The sequence below is a fragment of the Kitasatospora sp. NPDC059817 genome, from assembly GCF_042731835.1.
Classification (GTDB): Bacteria; Actinomycetota; Actinomycetes; order Streptomycetales; family Streptomycetaceae; genus Kitasatospora.
This window is the reverse complement of the sequence record NZ_JBHWIR010000017.1, coordinates 16,184-32,841: the sequence shown is the minus strand read 5'-3', so window position 1 is coordinate 32,841 and position 16,658 is coordinate 16,184. Positions and strand designations below refer to the sequence as shown.

The window sequence follows — 16,658 nt, the reverse complement described above, 5'->3', positions numbered from 1 at the left end:
CTCCCGAAGGACCCCGTATGACCACCCCCGCCGCGTCCTCCGTGGCAACGCCCCATCAGGGCACCCGGCAGCCCAAGAACTTCCGCCTCTCACCGACTGCCCGCAAGAGCGCGGTGGTCGTGCACATCATCAGCTCGATCAGCTGGCTGGGCCTGATGCTCTGCCTGCTCACACTCGGCGCGACAGGGCTGCTGACGGACAGCGCGGAGACCCTGCGCAGCGCCTACCGGACGATGCCGCTCCTCGGCGACGCGCTGGTCCTCCCGCTGAGCCTGCTCTCCCTGCTGACCGGCCTGCTCCTCGCACTCGGAACCCCCTGGCGCCTGTTCAGGTACCGCTGGGTTGCCGTCAAGTTCTGGCTCACCCTGGCCGCCACCGCCGCCTCGATCTTCGAACTCACCGCCCGGCTGCACGAAGCGGCCCACCTGATGGACCAGCACCCCACCGGCACCATCGCGGACATGCACCTCGGATTCACCCGCTACAACCTGGTGATCATCCCGATCGTCGCGCTGTCGGTGTACGTCGCCAACGTCGTGCTCTCCGTCGCCAAACCGTCGGGACGCCGCCATGCCCGGTCACGGCCCAGTGGCGGGTGAGCCAAGCCAGGGCCGAGCTCGCTGGATACCGCGGTAGAAAGCCATGCCGCGCGAACGCGCCGCTCCAAGCGAACAGCTGACAGATTTCGAAATCTGTCAGCTGTTCGCTGTTATCCGTCTGCCGTCAAACGCCAGACGCCAGCTGTCGACTCCCGGACGTCAGACCTCAGACCTCAGCAGTCCCCCGCAATGCCGGGTGGTCCGCGATCACCGTGCAGCTACCCGGCGCGATCTCGGTGAAGCCCGCGTCGCGGACCAGCGGCAGACCGCTGGCGACCAGCGCCTCCCACGTCTCCGCCGGGGCCGTCCGCACCGCGAGCGCGAATCCGGCCTCGGCCCACTCCTTGCGCTGCGCCTCGTCCAGCCGCCACCAGGCCAGCTGGGCGGCGTGGCCGGTCTGCGCCATCGTCTTGCCCGCGCTCATCTCCAGCTCCGGGTTGAGCCACAGCACCGGCAACCCGGGCTCAGGGGCGCCGACCTCGGCGGTCTCCTCCAGGTCCGTCCCGGAGACCTGGAGCTTGGCGAGGTCCTTCGGCCAACCGTCCAACGGCACCGGCGGGAACACCCGCACCTCGGCCTCCCGTCCGCTCACCGTGATCCCCGGCAGTTCGCCCGCCCGGCGCCACTCCCCGCCCCGGGCCCGCCGGACCACCTTGCGGATCCGGGCGTCCTCCCAGGCCTCGACCCGCTCCGCCCACTCGCCGTCCGCGTCGGTCACCCGCGAGTCGGACAGCAGGGTGAGCACCGCCCGGGCCGAGGTCTCCAGCGCGTCGGTCCGCCCGGGCGGCGTGGCCTTCTCCAGCCGGACGAGCAGCGGCAGCACGTACTGCGGCCGCGCGTCACGGTCCGCCGGGGCCGGGGAGTCGTCGGAAGCGGGAGCGGGAGCAGGGGTGTCGAACGGAGAAGTCACCCGTCCAGCATGCCAGCCCCGCCACCCCGGTGATCACGCGGTGCCGGGGGCCCGTACGCCCCTGCCCCTGCCAACCCCCGCCCCCGCCACCGCACACCACCGCACACCACCGCTCAACGCAGCCGCTGCCGCAGTTCGTCGACGGCCGACCGGATGCTCGCGCTGTAGGCGTCCTCGGGGAGCGCGTCCAGGCTGCGCACGGCGCGTTCCAGCTGCTCGCGCGCGAGGTCGGGCTCGCCGAGCTTGAGGTGGTCCGAGGCCAGGTTGAGGTGCAGTGAGGGGTAGAACGCGCGCACCTGGAGGGCGGACTCGTAGGTCTGGGCGCGCTCGGCGGTCAGCGAGTCGGCGGCGGCCAGCGCCCGCCGGTCCCACTCCAGCTCGTCCTGCGGATCGTCCTGCAGGTCGGCCAGGTAGTGGGCGAGGACGCAGCGGTGGAAGACGTCGCCCCGCTCGCCGAGCGCCGCCCAGAGCGCCTCGAAGCTGGCCCGCGCCTCGGCCGTCCGCCCGTGCTGGGCGGCCTGGACGCCGTCCAGGCCGAGCGCGATCCGGGTGAACACCTGGTCGTCCCCGCCTGCCGGACCCGCACGCACATCAGACGTATCGGACATGCCCGCAGCCTAGTCGCCCACCCGTCGCGGCGCCCGAAAAGCCTTTCGAACCACCCCAGCCCGGCCCGAAAACCGGACCGGACCAGCCCGGCGGCCGGTCAGCGCCGGTAGCCGCGCTGCGGGTCCCGCGCCTCCGCGTCCTCGTACGTCAGGAACCAGCCCTCCGGGTGCGTGGCCGCCAGCAGCACCTCGGTGCGCTGCTCGGCGCCCAGCTCCGGGTCGCCGTCGTCCGGTCCGTAGACGCCGAACAGTTCGTCGTGGCAGCCGTCCCAGTCGTAGTCGTACAGGTCGGCCGGCAGGTCGCCCATCATGTCGGCCACCGACTCGGGCTGCGCGCCGAGCAGGGCCCGGGCGTCCACCAGGGCCATCCGCAGCCCGATGTCCTCGGCCAGACAGCGCGGCAGCGGCCATTCACCGAGCGCGAGGTCGTCGGCCAGGTCGTCGAGGGCCCGGGCCATGGCGCGGCGCCAGTTCCGGTGCAGCCGCCAGGTGCGCTGGGGCAGGCGGGCGTAGAGCGACCAGTCGGCGTCCTCGCCGTCGACGACCGGGTCGTCACCGTGCTCGTCGAAGTCGTCGTAGGCGGCGTCGGCCAGGCCGATCAGCTGGGCGTGCAGGAGGCAGGCGGTGCGCGGGGTGAGGGTCCAGTCCGCGCCGGCGCCGCCGTCCTCGTCCTCGTCGCCCTCCAGCGGGAACAGCTCGGCGAAGTCCGGCGCGAAGTCCTCGGTGACGCTGATCTCCAGCGTGCCGCCGATCGCCTCGACCCCGGGGATCGCGGCCACCAGCCGGTCCGGGTGCAGCAGTGCGCCGAGCGCCGCGTTGGCGTCCTCGGAGACCTCGCGCAGCAGCTCACGGCGCTGGCCGGCCGGGTCGATGCCCTCGAACACCAGCTCCTCGACGGCCCTGATCGCGGCGGCGCGCAGCGCCGGCCAGTCGGTGATCCGCAGGCCCAGCACCACCGTCGCCTCGATCTCCTGCGCGCCGGAGTCCTCCGCCGCGCCCGGCCCCTGTGGATGATCGCTTCGCTCGCCCATGGGGCTACGGTACGGCCTTTCGGCCGCCCGATCACCGGTCTGAACCAGCTTCTGGACCCCTTCTCGGCCATCGCCCGGCCCCGCCTCGATCACTCGGACGTACGACAGGGCAGGATGGGCCCATGGCTGACATCAACGAGTACGGCGGCGGGCAGGGCCCGAACGCCGACGTCCTGGTCGTAACCACCAACGACATCCCCGGCTTCCGGGTCGATCATGTGATCGGCGAGGTCTTCGGGCTGACCGTGCGCAGCCGCCACATCGGCAGCCAGATCGGCGCCGGACTGAAGTCGCTGATCGGCGGCGAGCTGCGGGGCCTGACGAAGACCCTGGTCGAGAGCCGCAACGAGGCGATGCAGCGGCTGATCGAGCAGACCAAGGCGCGCGGCGGAAACGCGGTGCTGATGATGCGCTTCGACGTGACGGAGGCGGCGGACGTCGGCACCGAGGTCTGTGCCTACGGCACGGCAGCGGTGATCTCCCCGGCCGCCTGACCCGGCGCCCGAGCTGACCCGTCGCCCGCGCGGGGCGCCACGCGGCGGGACGGCAAGCACCCCGGGACCGCAAGCACCCGCAGACGCGGGAACACCCGCCGCACCCCCAATGTTTCACCGGCGTGACTGTTTACGGTGCAACCAATGGCGGGCAGCGGCACGCGGACGCCCTGGTAGTGGACATCGAGGTGGTGGACGGCCTCGCGGTGGACGTCCTGGTGGTGGGCGCCGGACAGGCCGGACTGTCCGCCGCCTACCACCTCAACCGCCGCGGCTTCGCCCCCTACCGGGCGGACGCCGACGGCGGCTTCGTCGTGCTCGACGCCAACCCCGCGCCGGGCGGCGCCTGGGCACACCGCTCACCGTCCCTGCGGATGGCCACCGTGCACGGTTTCCATGACCTCCCGGACGCCGAACTCCCCGCGCCCGACCCCGAGGCCCCGGCGCGCGAGGTCGTACCGGGGTACTTCGCGGCGTACGAGGCCAGGCACGCGCTCCCGGTCGTACGCCCCGTCGCGGTTCGCGCGGTGCGCGCCGAGTCGGACCGCCCGGACTCCCGGCTGCTGGTCGAGACCGACCACAGCACCTGGTCCACCCGCGCGCTGATCAACGCCACCGGCACCTGGACCCGCCCCTTCCTGCCCCACTACCCGGGCCACTTCGCCGGTCGCCAACTGCACTACGCCGACTACCGCGGCCCCGGGGAGTTCGCCGGCCGGCGCGTCCTGGTGGTGGGCGGGGGCGCTTCGGCGATCCAGGTGCTGTCCGAGGTGGCGGCGGTCGGCGAGACGGTCTGGGTCACCCGGACCCCGCCCGTCTACCACGAGGGGCCGTTCACCCCCGAGTACGGGCGCACGGTGGTCGCCAAGGTCGAGGAACGGGTCCGGCAGGGCCTGCCGGTGCGCAGCGTGGTGAGCGTCACCGGGCTCGGCCCGTCGGTCGCCTACCGGCGTGCCGAGGAACTGGGCGCGCTGCACCGCCGCCCGATGTTCGACCGGCTCACCGAGCACGGCGTCGCCTGGGGGGAGGAGGAGCTGACGGTGGACGCGATCGTGTGGGCCACCGGCTTCCGCCCGGAGGTCGGCCACCTGGCCCCGCTCGGGCTGCGCTCCCCCGGCGGCGGCATCGCGCTCACCGGCACCCGCGCCACCGCCGACCCTCGCGTCCACCTGGTCGGCTACGGCCCGTCCGCCAGCACCATCGGCGCCAACCGGGCCGGTCGCGCCGCCGTCAGCGACCTCGTCCACCTGCTCGGCGATCCGGCCAGGCTGCCCGCCCCGGCCGTGGTCTGAAGCAGTCAGGAGGGGAAGCAGGAGGGGAAGGGTGCGGCGGCCGGCCGCTCAGCGGTCGTAGTCGACCGTCACCCGGTCGGTGAGCGGGCGGGCCTGGCAGGTGAGGACGTAGCCGGCAGCCAGCTCCTTCTCCTCCAGCGCGAAGTTGCGGCGCATCTCGACCTCGCCCTCGGTGACCAGCGCGCGGCAGGTGCCGCAGACCCCGCCCTTGCAGGCGAACGGCAGGTCGGGGCGGGAGCGCTGGGCGCCGTCCAGGATCGAGCGGTCGCACGGCAGGGAGAGCGTGCTGCCGCGCCCGTCCAGGACGACGGTGACCTCGCTGTGCGGGCCGTCGGCCGCTCCCGCCGCGCCGTCCCGGTCCTCCGGGCGCTCGGACACCGGCTCGTCCTCGGCGTGGAACAGTTCCTGGTGCACGCGCTCGCCCGGCACGCCCAGCCCGGCGAGCAACTCCTTCGCCCCGACGACCATCCCGAACGGGCCGCACAGCCACCAGTGCCCGACGCTCCCGGCATCCACCAGCGCCGCCAGAAGCGCCCGCACCCGCTCCGGGTCCAGCCGCCCGCTGAGCAGTTCCGCGTCACGGGTCTCCCGGGACAGGACGTGGACCAGCTGGAAGCGGCCGAGGTAGCGGTCCTTCAGGTCGGCCAGCTCGTCCGCGAACATCACGGTGTCGCTGCGCCGGTTGCCGTACAGCAGGGTGACGGTGGAGCTGCGGTCGGCGGCCAGGACGGACGCGGCGATCGACAGCATCGGGGTGATGCCGGAACCGGCCGCGAGCAGCACGTGCTCGGCCGGAACGCCGAGGTCGGGGGTGAACAGGCCCGACGGCGTCAGCACGTCCACCTCCTCGCCCGGCCCCGCGTCCCGCACCAGCCACCGGGAGAACAGCCCGCCGGGCACCTCCCGGACGGCGATCCGCAGCGGCCCGCCGACGGGGGCGCAGATCGAGTACGAGCGGCGCTCGTCGACGCCGTCCACCACCTTGCGCAGCGTCAGGGTCTGCCCCGGCCGGAAGGCGAAGTCCACCGCGAGCCCGTCCGGCACCGCGAAGGTCACCGCCACGGCGTCGTCGCAGAGCCGCTCGACCCGCTCGATCCGCAGCCGGTGGAAGGTCGGGCGGCGGGCGGGGCGCACCGTGGAGACCGCGGCCTCAGCGGGGGCGTCGGCGTCAGCGTGCGCGGCGGCGTCGGCCGGGGCGTCGGCGTCGGCCGGGGAGGCGGCGTGCGAAGCGGCGGGCATTCAGATCTCCTTGACGCGTTCGAACGGCTCCCGGCAGGCGCGGCAGCGCCAGAGCGCCTTGCAGGCGGTGGAACCGAAGCGGGACAGCTCCTCCGTGTCCACGCCGCCGCAGCGCGGGCAGGGCACGGGAGCGGCTGCGGCTGCGGCTGCGGCAGTGCCGGCCAGAGCGGCGGCGGGGGCGGTGGTGCGGGTGGGACCGAGCACGAGCGGGACCGCGCCGGCCACGCCGGCGGCGGAGGTCGGCCGCGGCGGGGCGATGCCCGCCTCGGCGAGTTTGCGGCGGCCCTCGGCCGTGATCAGATCGGTCGACCACGGCGGATCCAACCGCAGCCGGACCCGGACGTCCCGGTACCCGGCCGCGCGCAGCCGCCGGTCCACGTCGGCGGCCATCTCGGCCACGGCGGGGCAGCCCGAGTAGGTCGGGGTCAGCCAGGCGGTCACCGCGCCGTCGTCCACCTCCACCTCGGCCAGCACGCCCAGGTCGGCCAGGGTCAGCATGGGCAGCTCCGGGTCCGGCACGGCCGCCGCGACCTCCCAGGCCGTCCCGCGCTCCGTCACCGCCGCGCTCACCACGTCGCCCCCGGGTGCGCGCGGGCCAGCACCTGGAATTCGGCGAGCAGCGGGCCGAGCGCCTCGGTGTGCACGCCGTCCCGGCCGGCCCGGCCGAGCACGGTGGCCAGCGGCTGCCCGTCCGGTACGGTCAGCCCGGCCTCGGCGAGCACGGCGCCGAGCGAGCGCAGCACCGGTTCGCGCAGCGCCGCCGGATCGGCGCCCGTCCGCAGCTCCACCGGGTGGGCCGTGAACAGTTCCTCCAGCAGCGGCCAGAGCGCGTCCAGCCCGGCCTGCATCCGCGCCGAGGAGTACGGCGTGCCGTCACCGAGCCGAAGCGTCCAGGCGGTGGCGTACTCGCGGTGGTACGCCAGCTCCTTGACGCCCCGGGCGGCGACCGCCGCCAGCACCGGGTCCGGGTGCGCGCTCAACGCCTCGTACAGCGCGCACCGCGCGGTGGCGAACAGCAACAGCCGGGTGACCGAGTGGGCGAAGTCGCCGTTCGGGACCTCGACCAACCGGACGTTGCGGAACTCGTGGTCCTCCCGCCAGTACGCCAGGTCGTCCTCGGTGCGGCCGGAGCCGTCCGACTGGCCGGCCCGGGTGAGCAGCAGGCGGGCCTGGCCGAGCAGATCGAGGCCCAGGTTGGCGAGCGCGACCTCCTCCTCCAGCTCGGGCGCCCGGGTGCACCACTCGATCAGGCGCTGGGAGAGGATCAGGGCGTCGTCGCCGAGCATCAGGCAGTAGGCGGCGAGGTCTGCGCCGTCCACCCCGGCGGGCACGGCGGTGTCCACGCCGAGCAGCGGGTCGGCGAAGCCCGTCCCGTACGCCCAGCGGCCCTCGCCTTCGGGGCCGGGCGCGGCTTCGGCGAGGCCGAGGTAGACGTGGTCGTCGGGGTCGGCGCCGGCGCCGGCCTGCGTGCTGTGGTCCTGCATGGCGGTTCCCCCGTCAGATGTGCGGGACATCCTCGGGGATGTCGTAGAAGGTCGGGTGGCGGTAGACCTTGTCCCCGCTGGGCTCGAAGAACGGGTCGCGCTCGTCCGGGGTGGAGGCGGTGATCGCGTCCGAGCGGACCACCCAGAGGCTGACGCCCTCGTTGCGGCGGGTGTAGAGGTCGCGGGCGGCGAGCAGGGCCATCCGGTCGTCGGCCGCGTGCAGCGAACCGACGTGGACGTGGTTCAGCCCGCGTCGGGGGCGCACGAACACCTCGTACAGCGGCCAGCCGGCCTTGGACTCGGTCACTTTCCGTTCTCCTGTTCCGTGGGCTCGCCCGTACGCCCGGGCTGCCCGGGTCCGGCGGACTGTTCGGCTCCGTTCTGTCCGGCTCCGGGCAGCGCGGGTTCGGGCAGCACGGGTTCGGCGGACTGTTCGGCGCGGCGCTTGGCCGCGTAGGCGACGGCCGCCTCACGGACCCAGGCACCGTCCTCGTGCGCCGTCCGGCGGCGTTCGACCCGCTGGGTGTTGCACGGGCCCTGGCCGTGGATGACCCTGGTCAGCTCGGACCAGTCCGGCTCGCCGAAGTCCCAGCCGCCGCGTTCCTCGTTCCAGCGCAGCTCGGGGTCCGGGAGCGTGACGCCCAGGTGCTCGGCCTGCGGGACGGTCATGTCGACGAAGCGCTGGCGCAGCTCGTCGTTGGTGTGCCGCTTGATCCGCCAGGCCATCGAGCGGGCGGTGTTCGGCGAGTCGGCGTCCGGGGGCCCGAACATCATCAGAGACGGCCACCACCAGCGGTCCACCGCGTCCTGGACCATCCGGCGCTGCGCCTCGGTACCGCGCATCAGTGTCATCAGCAGCTCATAGCCCTGACGCTGGTGGAACGACTCCTCCTTGCAGATCCGCACCATGGCGCGGGCGTACGGGCCGTAGCTGCAGCGGCAGAGCGGGACCTGGTTGCAGATCGCGGCGCCGTCGACCAGCCAGCCGATCACGCCGACGTCGGCGAAGGTGAGGGTCGGGTAGTTGAAGATCGAGGAGTACTTCTGTCGGCCGGAGATCAGCTTCTCGGTGAGCTCGGCGCGGTCGACACCCAGGGTCTCGGCGGCGGCGTAGAGGTAGAGGCCGTGGCCGGCCTCGTCCTGGGCCTTGGCGAGCAGGATCGCCTTGCGGCGCAGCGAGGGGGCGCGGGTGAGCCAGTTCCCCTCGGGCTGCATGCCGATGATCTCGGAGTGGGCGTGCTGGGCGATCTGGCGGATCAACGTGGCCCGGTAGGCGTCGGGCATCCAGTCCCTGGGCTCGATCCGCTGCTCGGCGGCGACGACCGCCTCGAACCGGTCCTCCTGCGCCTGCGCGGGGACCGCCTCGGCCACCTCTGCTGTCACCACGATCACCTCTCGTGTCCCGCGCCGGCGCCCATGGCGCCAACCGACTGACCGTTCGGTCGGCACCATTCTGCGCGGCGAGACGGAGGGATGGCAAGGGATGTGGGCGAGGGGCGGGGTTTCGGGCGGTGGGCGGTGGGCGCAGGCGGCGGGCGGGCGACAAACAGATAACAGCTAACAGATTTCATTATCTGTTAGCTGTTATCTGTTAGCTGTTACTTGTCACCCGTCTTCTGTTCTCTGTTTTCTACTCTCTGCTCTCTGCTCGCCGATAGCCCCCGGCCGTCGGCGGCCCGCTCAACCCTCCGTGCGGTCGCGCAGCCTCGGCAGCGGTACGGCGAGGAGCGCGGCCAGCAGGGCGATCCGGGGTGCCAGCTGGTCGAGCCGGATGTGCTCGTGCCGGGCGTGAGCGCCGGCACCGACCGCGCCGAAGCCGTCCAGCGTCGGCAGCCCGCGCGAGCCCGGCAGGTTGGTGTCCCCCGCACCGCCCGCCGGTCCACCGTCCAGCTGCTGCCCGAGCACCGCCGCGAGTGAACGAACGTGCCGCAGCAGCGGGTTGCCGGTGCGCTCGGGCCACGCCGGGCGGCTGGACAGCACCTCGGTCCGGACCCTGGCCCCCGGGCGCAGCGCGGTGAGCCGAGCCAGGTTGTCGAGCGTACGGCGCTGTGCCTCGGCGGTGGAGAACCGCAGGCCGAGCTCGGCCTCGGCCCGGCCCGCGACCACGTTGGCCCGCGAACCCCCGCTGATCCGACCGGCGTTGAGCTCCGTCCCCGGCTGTCCCGCGAGGCCGCGGACGACGACGAGCTGGTCGACGAGTTCGTCGACCGCCGACACCCCGTCGTGGGCGTCGTTGCCCGCGTGGGCCTCACGCCCGGTGACGGTGAGCCGGACCCGGGTGCTGCCGCGCCGGGCCGTCTTCAACCGGCCGTCGGGGTGCGGAGGTTCGAGCCCCAGGACCGCGGCCGCGCCGCGCAACTGGCGCTCGACCAGGCGCCGTCCGTCCGGACTGCCGACCTCCTCGTCGGAGACGACGACCAGCCGGACGGCGCGGTGCGGCCGCTGCCCGAGGTCGGCGAGCAGGGCGAACGCGCCTTCCAGGATGGCGAGTCCGCCCTTCATGTCGACGACGCCGGGGCCGCTGAGCAGACCGTCCTGCTCGGTGACCGGCCAGTCGGCGAGGGTGCCGACCGGCCAGACGGTGTCGTGGTGGCCGACGATCAACAGGTGCGGCAGGGTCTCGTCCTGCCCCTCCCAATCCAGGACGAGGTGGTCGCCGGCCGGCCCGGGCTCGCGTCGCGCGGTGGCACCGGTGGCACTGAACCCGGCGCTCAACTCCTCGGCGAGAGCGTCGAGTCTGGGTACGTCTCCGCTGGGTGACTCGATCCGGGCCAGGTCCGTGCACCGGCGCCGGACGGCCCCGGCCAGCGTACGGGCGCGAGTACTGAGGGCCTGCGGCAGGCCGGGGAGCGCGGCGGTCGCGGCAGCGGTGGCCGAGGCTGTGACGGTGGCCGTGGCTGTGGCCGTGGCATGAGCGGTGGTGGTAGCGCTGGTGGTAGCGGTGAGGGCCTCACCGTCAGCAGCGGCCGGGAGGTCAACGGGGGCGCGGTCCGAGGCAGGGGCGGGCGCGGGGGCGGAGTCACCGTCGGGGGCTGCGGCGGCACTCGGCGCGGCGGGCGACCCGACGATCTGGGGACTCAACGTTCGCCTCCGCGGCCGCTGCCGGTATTCAGCGGCCGGACCGGCCGGCCACCCCAACCCGGCTGCCAGGCCCGGCTGGACCGCGCCGATCGACCGGGATGGTGCCCGGCCCTTCGGAACGGACCGTCTGGCCCAAGTGCGGTGGAACGGCTGGGCGGCGTGCTTGGCATTACGTCCTCCTCGCTCGATCCGGTGGCCCCGGTCCGCCCGGGGCCCCGTGGACGGCGGCTTCCTGACGGCGGGCGCAACGGGCCGGACCGCCGCAGGGAAGCCGAGATGTGAGCCTAGAAGAACCGTTCGGCTTCCTGCGAGGTGGCCCTGCTCCCAGCGTGCCGGGACCGGGCCCTCAACCTCGGACACCCGTCGGAGAACAGCGGCGGGCGCGCGGCGCGCGGGCCTGGATCGGCGCGCGGGCGCGGTCGCCGGATCGCGCCCATCTCCACCATGGACCCGCCGCCCGGGTTCGGCAGCGCAAACCGCCAAGGCGCGGGATTTCCACGCCGGATGGGTGACAACGGCTCAGCGCGCGGTACGAACCGGGAGCACGCGACCGGCTCAGGGGGAGCCCGGTCCGACGCCCCGGGAACACTCGCGTGAACACCGGACGACATGACGCCCCACCCGCCACCGTGCGCACCACCGGGCGTCGGGCATCGGCAGGACCAGCGACCACACGAGCCACGACGGCACCGCCCTGCACTGCCCTGCACTGCCCGGCACCAACTGCAGGGCGCCGACTCAGGGCACCGCTGGCAGGCTCCGACTCAGGCGCCGTCCTCGACCAGCCCGGCATCGCGCGCGAGCAGCGCGGCCTGGACCCGGTTGCCGACGCCCAGCCCGGTCAGGATCCGGCTGACGTGCGCCTTCACGGTGCTCTCGCGCATCCCGAGGACGCCCGCGATCTCCGCGTTGGAGAGCCCGTCGGCGAGTTCGCGCAGCACGTCCGTCTCGCGCGGCGTCAGCCCGGCGACCCGATTGCGGGCGGCGACCGACCGGGGCGCACCGGTGCGGTGGTAGCGGTCGATCAGGCGCCGCGCGGCCGCCGGGTGCAGCATCCCCTGGCCGGCGGCGACGACGTGGACGGCCCGCGCGATCTCGGCGGGCGGGGTGTCCTTGAGCAGGAAGCCGTCGGCCCCGGCGGCGAGCGCCTGGTACACGTACTCGTCGAGATCGAAGGTGGTGAGCGCGATCACGCGCGGGGCGTCGGGCAGTTCGCGCAGGCGCCTGGTGGCGGCGATGCCGTCGAGCCGGGGCATCCGGATGTCCATGAGCGCCACGTCGATCCGCTGGCTGCGGGCGAGTTCGACGGCCTGCAGTCCGTCGGTGGCCTCGGCGACCACGGTGAGGGCCGGGTCCTGGGCGAGCAGGTCGACGAGACCGAGCCGCACCAGCGCGTCGTCGTCGACCACCATCGTACGGATCATGCGTCGTCCTTCGGCTTCGGGGTCGGGGTCGGGGAGGGAGCAGGGGTCGAGGAAGGCCCGGATCCGGGGTCGCGCCCCGGTCCTGGGACGGGCCCAGGCACTGGTCCTGGCACGGGTTCTGGCACGGTCTGCGGCGGGCGCTCCGGTGCGGGCAGGCGGGCCGCGAGCCGGAAGCCGCCACCGCCGTCCGATCCCGCGTCGAGGTGGCCGCCGAGCGCGTCGACCCGTTCGGTGAGCCCCACCAGACCGTACCCGCCGCCGGTGCCCGGCCCGTTCGGCGACGCCTCCCCCGGGCCGTTGCGGACCTCGACGGTGGTGGCCGGGGCGCCGTAACGGACCCGGACGGTGACGGGCGCGGCGTGCGCGTACTTGCGGGCGTTGGTCAGCGCCTCCTGGACCAGACGGTGCACGGCCAGCCGGTGGGTGGTGGGGACGGTCTCCGGATCGCCGGCGAGGGCCAGTTCGACCTGCTGCCCGGCCGAAGTGGCCTCGCCGACGAGTTCGGTGAGATCGCGCAGCGCGGGCGCCGGGACGCGCTCCGCCCGGGGCGGTGCGGCCGGCACCTCCTCGGCGGCCGGTGCTGTCGGCGGGTCGGCCCGCAGGGCGCCGAGGACGTCGCGCAGGTCGTCGAGCGAGTGGGCGGCGGTGGTGCGCAGCAGTTCGAGGCGGTGGGTGAGCCGGTCCGGGTCGGCGGCGACGGTGCCGGCGAGGGCCTGGTCGCGCAGCACCCCGGCGTGCAGCACCAGCAGGCTGAGACGGTGGGCGAGCACGTCGTGCATCTCCCGGGCGATCCGGGCCCGCTCGGCGGCCCGGGCCCGTTCGGCGCGCAACTCGCGCTCCCGGCGCAGCACGTCCACCTGCTCGTGCAGGGTGCGGATCAGCACCCGGCGGCCGTGCAGCCACAGGCCGACGGACAAGGTCGCTGCCTGGACGAGGAGTTGGGATCCGGTGGTGCCCGCCCAGCCGACCAGCGAGTCGGCTCGGGTCGCGCTCACCACTGCGATGAGGGCGCCGCCGGCCACCGCCGGGCCGGTCCGGCCGAGGGAGGCGAGGTAGTAGACGCTGAACAGTCCGGGAAAGGCGCGGTTGAACAGGCCGCCGGTGAGCACCGGCAGGACGGCGGAGGCCATCGGGTAGCGACGGGCGAACAGCAGGGAGAGCGGGGCGAGAGCGGCCACGACCGTCCGGGGCAGCCGCAACGGCTCGTCGGCGTGGACCCACTGGGAGAGGCCCTCCTCGGCGGTGAGCGCGAGGATGCCGAGCAGCAGCAGGGTGTCGCTCCACAACCGGCGGTCCGGGCCGTACCAGCCCAGCAGGCCTGTGCGCATCGGGCCGCTCCCGTCTTCTCGCATCAGGCTCCCCCCGCGCCCTCTCCGTCCGTCCGTCGCCCGTCCCTCCGTCCGGCTCGATTCGACTCGATGCTACGGGCGGGCGGCGGGCGGGCGCCCCCTTCTCCCAGGTACCCGTGCCCTCGACTTTCGTCGGGGGTACGGGTCGCTCGTCGGCCGATTCGGGGTGCGGCCAGGCTACCTAGCGTCGACGGCATGACCACCGAAAAGCTCCGCCCCCGCCCCCACCTCGACTCCCTTGGCCCGCAGCGTAGTTCACGATCCGCCGGGGACCACCTGCTGTTCCTCGCCGAGGCCCTGCGCACCTTCCACGACACCGGCGCGCTGGCACCGAGCGGCGAGGACCTGGTGAACGCCCTGACGGTTCCGGCCACGAGCCGCCCGAATCGGCCGATCTCGGTGCTGGAAGTCGGCGCCGGGACGGGCGTGGTGACCCGCCGGCTGGCCCAAGTACTGCTCCCGGGCGACCGGTTGCACGTCGTCGAGGCGAACCCGCGCTTCGCCGACCGGTTGCGGGAGGACCCGGTGCTGGCCGCACGACGCCCAGGCGTCGCCCTGCGACTGTCGGCCTGCCGGGTGGAGGAACTGCCCCAGGACAAGACCAACGAGACGGGCCGAGCGGGCGGGGCCGGCGAGACGGACGAGCGGTACGACGTGATCGTGTCGGGCCTGCCGTTCACCAACTTCGAGCCGGCCCAGGTGCGCCGCCTCCTCGACCTCTACCTGCGGCTGTTGCTGCCCGGGGGCGAGCTGACGTACTTCGGCTACCTCGGCACGACGACGGCTCGCACCCTGTCCTCGGGGCCCCGGCAGAGCGCCCGCCACCGGGCAGTGGTGCGACTGCTGCGGCGGTTCGAGGCGACGTACGGGCTGGGCGAGCGCACGGTGTGGCGCAACCTGCCGCCGGCCCGCGCCTACCTGCTCCGGGCACCGGGCGGACGGGAGGACTGGGGTCCGACCTCGCCGCCAGAGCCCCCGGCAGGCGAGGCCGCAGCCGACGAGGCACCCTCTCGCACGAGAACCGCAGCCGGGCGGCCGATCGGGTCGGCGGGTGACAGATAACAGGCGACAGCTTTCAGATAACAGATAACAGACGACAGCGAACAGATTTTGAAATCTGTTCGCTGTCGTGCCATAGTGGACTCCGGGTCACCCCACCCATCGCCACACCCACCCCTGGAGTCCCCGTGGCCACGACCTCCCGCCCCACACAGCGCACCCTCGGCAACTCCGGACCGGTCACCTCCACCCTCGGCCTCGGCTGCATGGGCATGTCCGACCTGTACGGCCCGGCCGACGAGGCCGAGAGCATCGCCACCATCCACGCCGCGATCGACGCCGGGGTCACCCTGCTCGACACCGGCGACTTCTACGGCATGGGCCACAACGAGCTGCTGATCCACGAGGCCCTGCGCGGCCACACCCGCGAGAGCGTGCAGATCAGCGTGAAGTTCGGCGCCCAGCGCGGCCCGGACGGCCAGTGGCTCGGCTACAACGCGAGCCCCGCCGCCACCAAGACCGCCCTCGCCTACACGCTGCGCCGCCTGCGCACCGACCACATCGACGTCTACCGCCCCGCCCGCCTGGACCCGAACGTCCCGATCGAGGAGACCGTCGGCGCCATCGCGGACCTGGTGAAGGCCGGCTACGTCGGCCACATCGGCCTGTCGGAGGTCGGCGCCGACACCCTGCGCCGCGCCGCCGCCGTCCACCCGATCAGCGACCTGCAGATCGAGTACTCGCTGATCTCCCGCTCGATCGAGGACGCCATCCTCCCCACCGCCCGCGAGCTCGGCATCGGCATCACCGCCTACGGCGTGCTCTCGCGCGGCCTGCTCAGCGGCCACTGGGACCAGGGCCGCGCCCTGGCCGGCACCGACTTCCGTGGCCACAGCCCGCGCTTCCAGGGCGACAACCTGGCCCACAACCTCGCGCTCGTCGAGGCGCTGCGCGCGGTGGCCGCCGCGAAGGGGGCGAGCGTCGCCCAGGTCGCCATCGCCTGGGTCGCCTCGCGCGGGGAGGACGTCGTTCCGCTGGTCGGCGCCCGCCGCCGCGACCGCCTCACCGAAGCGCTGGGCGCGCTGGACGTCAATCTCACCGCGGCCGACCTCGCGGCCATCGAGGCGGCCGTCCCCGCCGGCTCCGCAGCGGGCGACCGCTACGCTGCCGCCCAGATGGCACACCTGGACAGCGAGCACTGACCAACCCGAACCGGCCCGACGGCCGGGGACGGCAGCACCACCCTCGACCGCACGACCCTAAGGACGGACCTCCCCGTGACCACGGACACCACACTCACCGCCGAGCAGATCCTGATCGCGGCGGAGGACGTCCTCCGGCGGTTCGGCCCGGCCAAGGCCACCGTCGTGGACGTCGCCCGGATCCTCGGCGTCAGCCACAGCAGCGTCTACCGCCACTTCCCGAGCAAGGCCGCGCTGCGCGAGGCGGTCACCCAGCGCTGGCTCGACCAGGCGCACCACCAGCTCGCCTTCATCTCGACCGAGCCCGGCTCGGCCGTCGAGCAGCTGCACCGCTGGCTGGTGACACTGTTCGCGGCCAAGCGGAAGAAGGCGCTGGATGACCCGGAGCTGTTCGCCACCTACATGGTGCTGGTCGAGGAGAACAGCGGCATCGTCGAGACGCACATCGACACCCTGGTCACCCAGATCGCCCAGATCGTCCAGGACGGCATGGAGAGGAAGGAGTTCAAGCTCGCCCACATCCTCTCCACGGCCCGCGCCGTCTTCGACGCCACCAGCCCCTTCCACGACCCGGCGTACGCGTCCTCGTGGTCCGAGCCGACCATCGAGGACCGTTTCGAGGCCCTCTGGAAGCTCATCCTCGGCGGCCTGCTCGCCAAGTGACGGACCTCCGACGCCCGGGCGCCCCTGACCCGGGCACCGACGGCCGGGCACGGTTGATCTCACCTGGAGGACGACATGCGTCCGGCCCATCCGACCCCTCCGCCCCGCCCGACCCGTCCGGCCCTGGACAGTCTGCAAGGGCTCGCCCTCGGCGACGCCTTCGGCGACCGCTGGTTCTCGGCCCCGCTCGACGAGGCGCCCGCCGCGCTGGCCGCCCGCCGGCTCCGCCCGTCGCCCTGGCACTGGACCGACGACACCGCGATGGCGCTGGTCCTCGTCCGCC

The 16,658-nt window shown here is 73.7% G+C and carries 18 protein-coding genes; 7 read left to right on the top strand and 11 right to left on the bottom strand.

The window, feature by feature from the left end; all coding sequences use genetic code 11:
* Positions 1–17 precede the first annotated feature (17 nt).
* Complete coding sequence (locus tag ACFV61_RS06350) at positions 18–599, top strand: DUF2269 domain-containing protein (RefSeq protein WP_380424565.1); 582 nt, start codon at positions 18–20, stop codon at positions 597–599.
* Between the two features lie 166 nt (positions 600–765).
* On the opposite strand, the gene ACFV61_RS06345 is transcribed toward ACFV61_RS06350, so the two are convergent.
* From ACFV61_RS06345 to ACFV61_RS06335, 3 genes are all read right to left on the bottom strand, one after another.
* The gene (locus ACFV61_RS06345; RefSeq protein WP_063349922.1) at positions 766–1,509 is read right to left on the bottom strand and encodes an aminoacyl-tRNA hydrolase; all 744 of its coding nucleotides are present in this window, start codon (positions 1,507–1,509) and stop codon (positions 766–768) included.
* A gap of 113 nt (positions 1,510–1,622) precedes the next feature.
* Positions 1,623–2,117, bottom strand: a complete 495-nt coding sequence (locus ACFV61_RS06340) for a hypothetical protein (RefSeq protein WP_208869117.1) — start codon at positions 2,115–2,117, stop codon at positions 1,623–1,625.
* 98 nt (positions 2,118–2,215) lie between these two features.
* Complete coding sequence (locus ACFV61_RS06335) at positions 2,216–3,148, bottom strand: hypothetical protein (protein WP_063349921.1); 933 nt, start codon at positions 3,146–3,148, stop codon at positions 2,216–2,218.
* A gap of 122 nt (positions 3,149–3,270) precedes the next feature.
* On the opposite strand from ACFV61_RS06335, the gene ACFV61_RS06330 reads away from it, so the two are divergent.
* Positions 3,271–3,642 (top strand): YbjQ family protein, encoded by a 372-nt coding sequence (locus tag ACFV61_RS06330; protein WP_063349920.1) that lies wholly within the window; start codon positions 3,271–3,273, stop codon positions 3,640–3,642.
* Between the two features lie 182 nt (positions 3,643–3,824).
* A complete protein-coding gene (locus tag ACFV61_RS06325) occupies positions 3,825–4,934 on the top strand; it encodes an NAD(P)-binding domain-containing protein (RefSeq protein WP_380490438.1) in 1,110 nt (369 codons plus the stop codon).
* Between the two features lie 48 nt (positions 4,935–4,982).
* On the opposite strand, the gene paaE is transcribed toward ACFV61_RS06325, so the two are convergent.
* From paaE to ACFV61_RS06285, 8 genes are all read right to left on the bottom strand, one after another.
* Positions 4,983–6,173, bottom strand: a complete 1,191-nt coding sequence (paaE, locus tag ACFV61_RS06320; protein WP_380490395.1) for a 1,2-phenylacetyl-CoA epoxidase subunit PaaE — start codon at positions 6,171–6,173, stop codon at positions 4,983–4,985.
* Positions 6,174–6,731 (bottom strand): 1,2-phenylacetyl-CoA epoxidase subunit PaaD, encoded by a 558-nt coding sequence (gene paaD, locus ACFV61_RS06315; RefSeq protein WP_380490393.1) that lies wholly within the window; start codon positions 6,729–6,731, stop codon positions 6,174–6,176.
* An 8-nt stretch (positions 6,732–6,739) separates the two neighbouring features.
* Positions 6,740–7,657, bottom strand: a complete 918-nt coding sequence (gene paaC / locus ACFV61_RS06310; RefSeq protein WP_380490391.1) for a 1,2-phenylacetyl-CoA epoxidase subunit PaaC — start codon at positions 7,655–7,657, stop codon at positions 6,740–6,742.
* A gap of 13 nt (positions 7,658–7,670) precedes the next feature.
* Complete coding sequence (gene paaB / locus ACFV61_RS06305) at positions 7,671–7,964, bottom strand: 1,2-phenylacetyl-CoA epoxidase subunit PaaB (protein ID WP_030056311.1); 294 nt, start codon at positions 7,962–7,964, stop codon at positions 7,671–7,673.
* Positions 7,961–9,109, bottom strand: coding sequence for a 1,2-phenylacetyl-CoA epoxidase subunit PaaA (gene paaA, locus ACFV61_RS06300; protein WP_380490389.1), 1,149 nt, complete (start codon positions 9,107–9,109; stop codon positions 7,961–7,963). Before paaA ends, paaB begins: the two co-directional genes overlap by 4 nt.
* Before the next feature lie 228 nt (positions 9,110–9,337).
* Positions 9,338–10,738, bottom strand: coding sequence for a M20/M25/M40 family metallo-hydrolase (locus ACFV61_RS06295; RefSeq protein ID WP_380490387.1), 1,401 nt, complete (start codon positions 10,736–10,738; stop codon positions 9,338–9,340).
* 764 nt (positions 10,739–11,502) lie between these two features.
* The gene (locus ACFV61_RS06290; RefSeq protein WP_380337123.1) at positions 11,503–12,162 is read right to left on the bottom strand and encodes a response regulator; all 660 of its coding nucleotides are present in this window, start codon (positions 12,160–12,162) and stop codon (positions 11,503–11,505) included.
* Positions 12,159–13,490 carry a sensor histidine kinase gene (locus ACFV61_RS06285; RefSeq protein ID WP_380490385.1) on the bottom strand — a complete coding sequence of 444 codons (1,332 nt, stop codon included), beginning with the start codon at positions 13,488–13,490 and terminating at the stop codon, positions 12,159–12,161. Before ACFV61_RS06285 ends, ACFV61_RS06290 begins: the two co-directional genes overlap by 4 nt.
* Before the next feature lie 216 nt (positions 13,491–13,706).
* On the opposite strand from ACFV61_RS06285, the gene ACFV61_RS06280 reads away from it, so the two are divergent.
* The 4 genes from ACFV61_RS06280 to ACFV61_RS06265 all read left to right on the top strand — a co-directional run.
* Positions 13,707–14,573 (top strand): class I SAM-dependent methyltransferase, encoded by an 867-nt coding sequence (locus ACFV61_RS06280; RefSeq protein ID WP_380490383.1) that lies wholly within the window; start codon positions 13,707–13,709, stop codon positions 14,571–14,573.
* 125 nt (positions 14,574–14,698) lie between these two features.
* Positions 14,699–15,712, top strand: coding sequence for an aldo/keto reductase (locus ACFV61_RS06275; RefSeq protein ID WP_380490381.1), 1,014 nt, complete (start codon positions 14,699–14,701; stop codon positions 15,710–15,712).
* A 75-nt stretch (positions 15,713–15,787) separates the two neighbouring features.
* Entirely contained in the window at positions 15,788–16,375 is a 588-nt protein-coding gene (locus ACFV61_RS06270; RefSeq protein WP_380337134.1) for a TetR family transcriptional regulator, read from the top strand.
* A gap of 75 nt (positions 16,376–16,450) precedes the next feature.
* Positions 16,451–16,658 (top strand): ADP-ribosylglycohydrolase family protein (locus ACFV61_RS06265; RefSeq protein ID WP_380490379.1); only part of this gene is annotated, 208 nt, incomplete at its 3' end.

Coding starts and splice junctions, on each gene's coding strand:
- ACFV61_RS06350 (WP_380424565.1), top strand. CDS start 18: ATGACCACCCCCGCCGCGTCCTCCGTGGCAACGCCCCATCAGGGCACC.
- paaA (WP_380490389.1), bottom strand. CDS start 9,109: ATGGTGCCGACCGAACGGTCAGTCGGTTGGCGCCATGGGCGCCGGCGC.
- ACFV61_RS06290 (WP_380337123.1), bottom strand. CDS start 12,162: ATGATCCGTACGATGGTGGTCGACGACGACGCGCTGGTGCGGCTCGGT.
- ACFV61_RS06330 (WP_063349920.1), top strand. CDS start 3,271: ATGGCTGACATCAACGAGTACGGCGGCGGGCAGGGCCCGAACGCCGAC.
- paaC (WP_380490391.1), bottom strand. CDS start 7,657: ATGCAGGACCACAGCACGCAGGCCGGCGCCGGCGCCGACCCCGACGAC.
- paaE (WP_380490395.1), bottom strand. CDS start 6,173: ATGCCCGCCGCTTCGCACGCCGCCTCCCCGGCCGACGCCGACGCCCCG.
- ACFV61_RS06340 (WP_208869117.1), bottom strand. CDS start 2,117: ATGTCCGATACGTCTGATGTGCGTGCGGGTCCGGCAGGCGGGGACGAC.
- ACFV61_RS06280 (WP_380490383.1), top strand. CDS start 13,707: ATGACCACCGAAAAGCTCCGCCCCCGCCCCCACCTCGACTCCCTTGGC.
- ACFV61_RS06285 (WP_380490385.1), bottom strand. CDS start 13,490: ATGCGCACAGGCCTGCTGGGCTGGTACGGCCCGGACCGCCGGTTGTGG.
- ACFV61_RS06335 (WP_063349921.1), bottom strand. CDS start 3,148: ATGGGCGAGCGAAGCGATCATCCACAGGGGCCGGGCGCGGCGGAGGAC.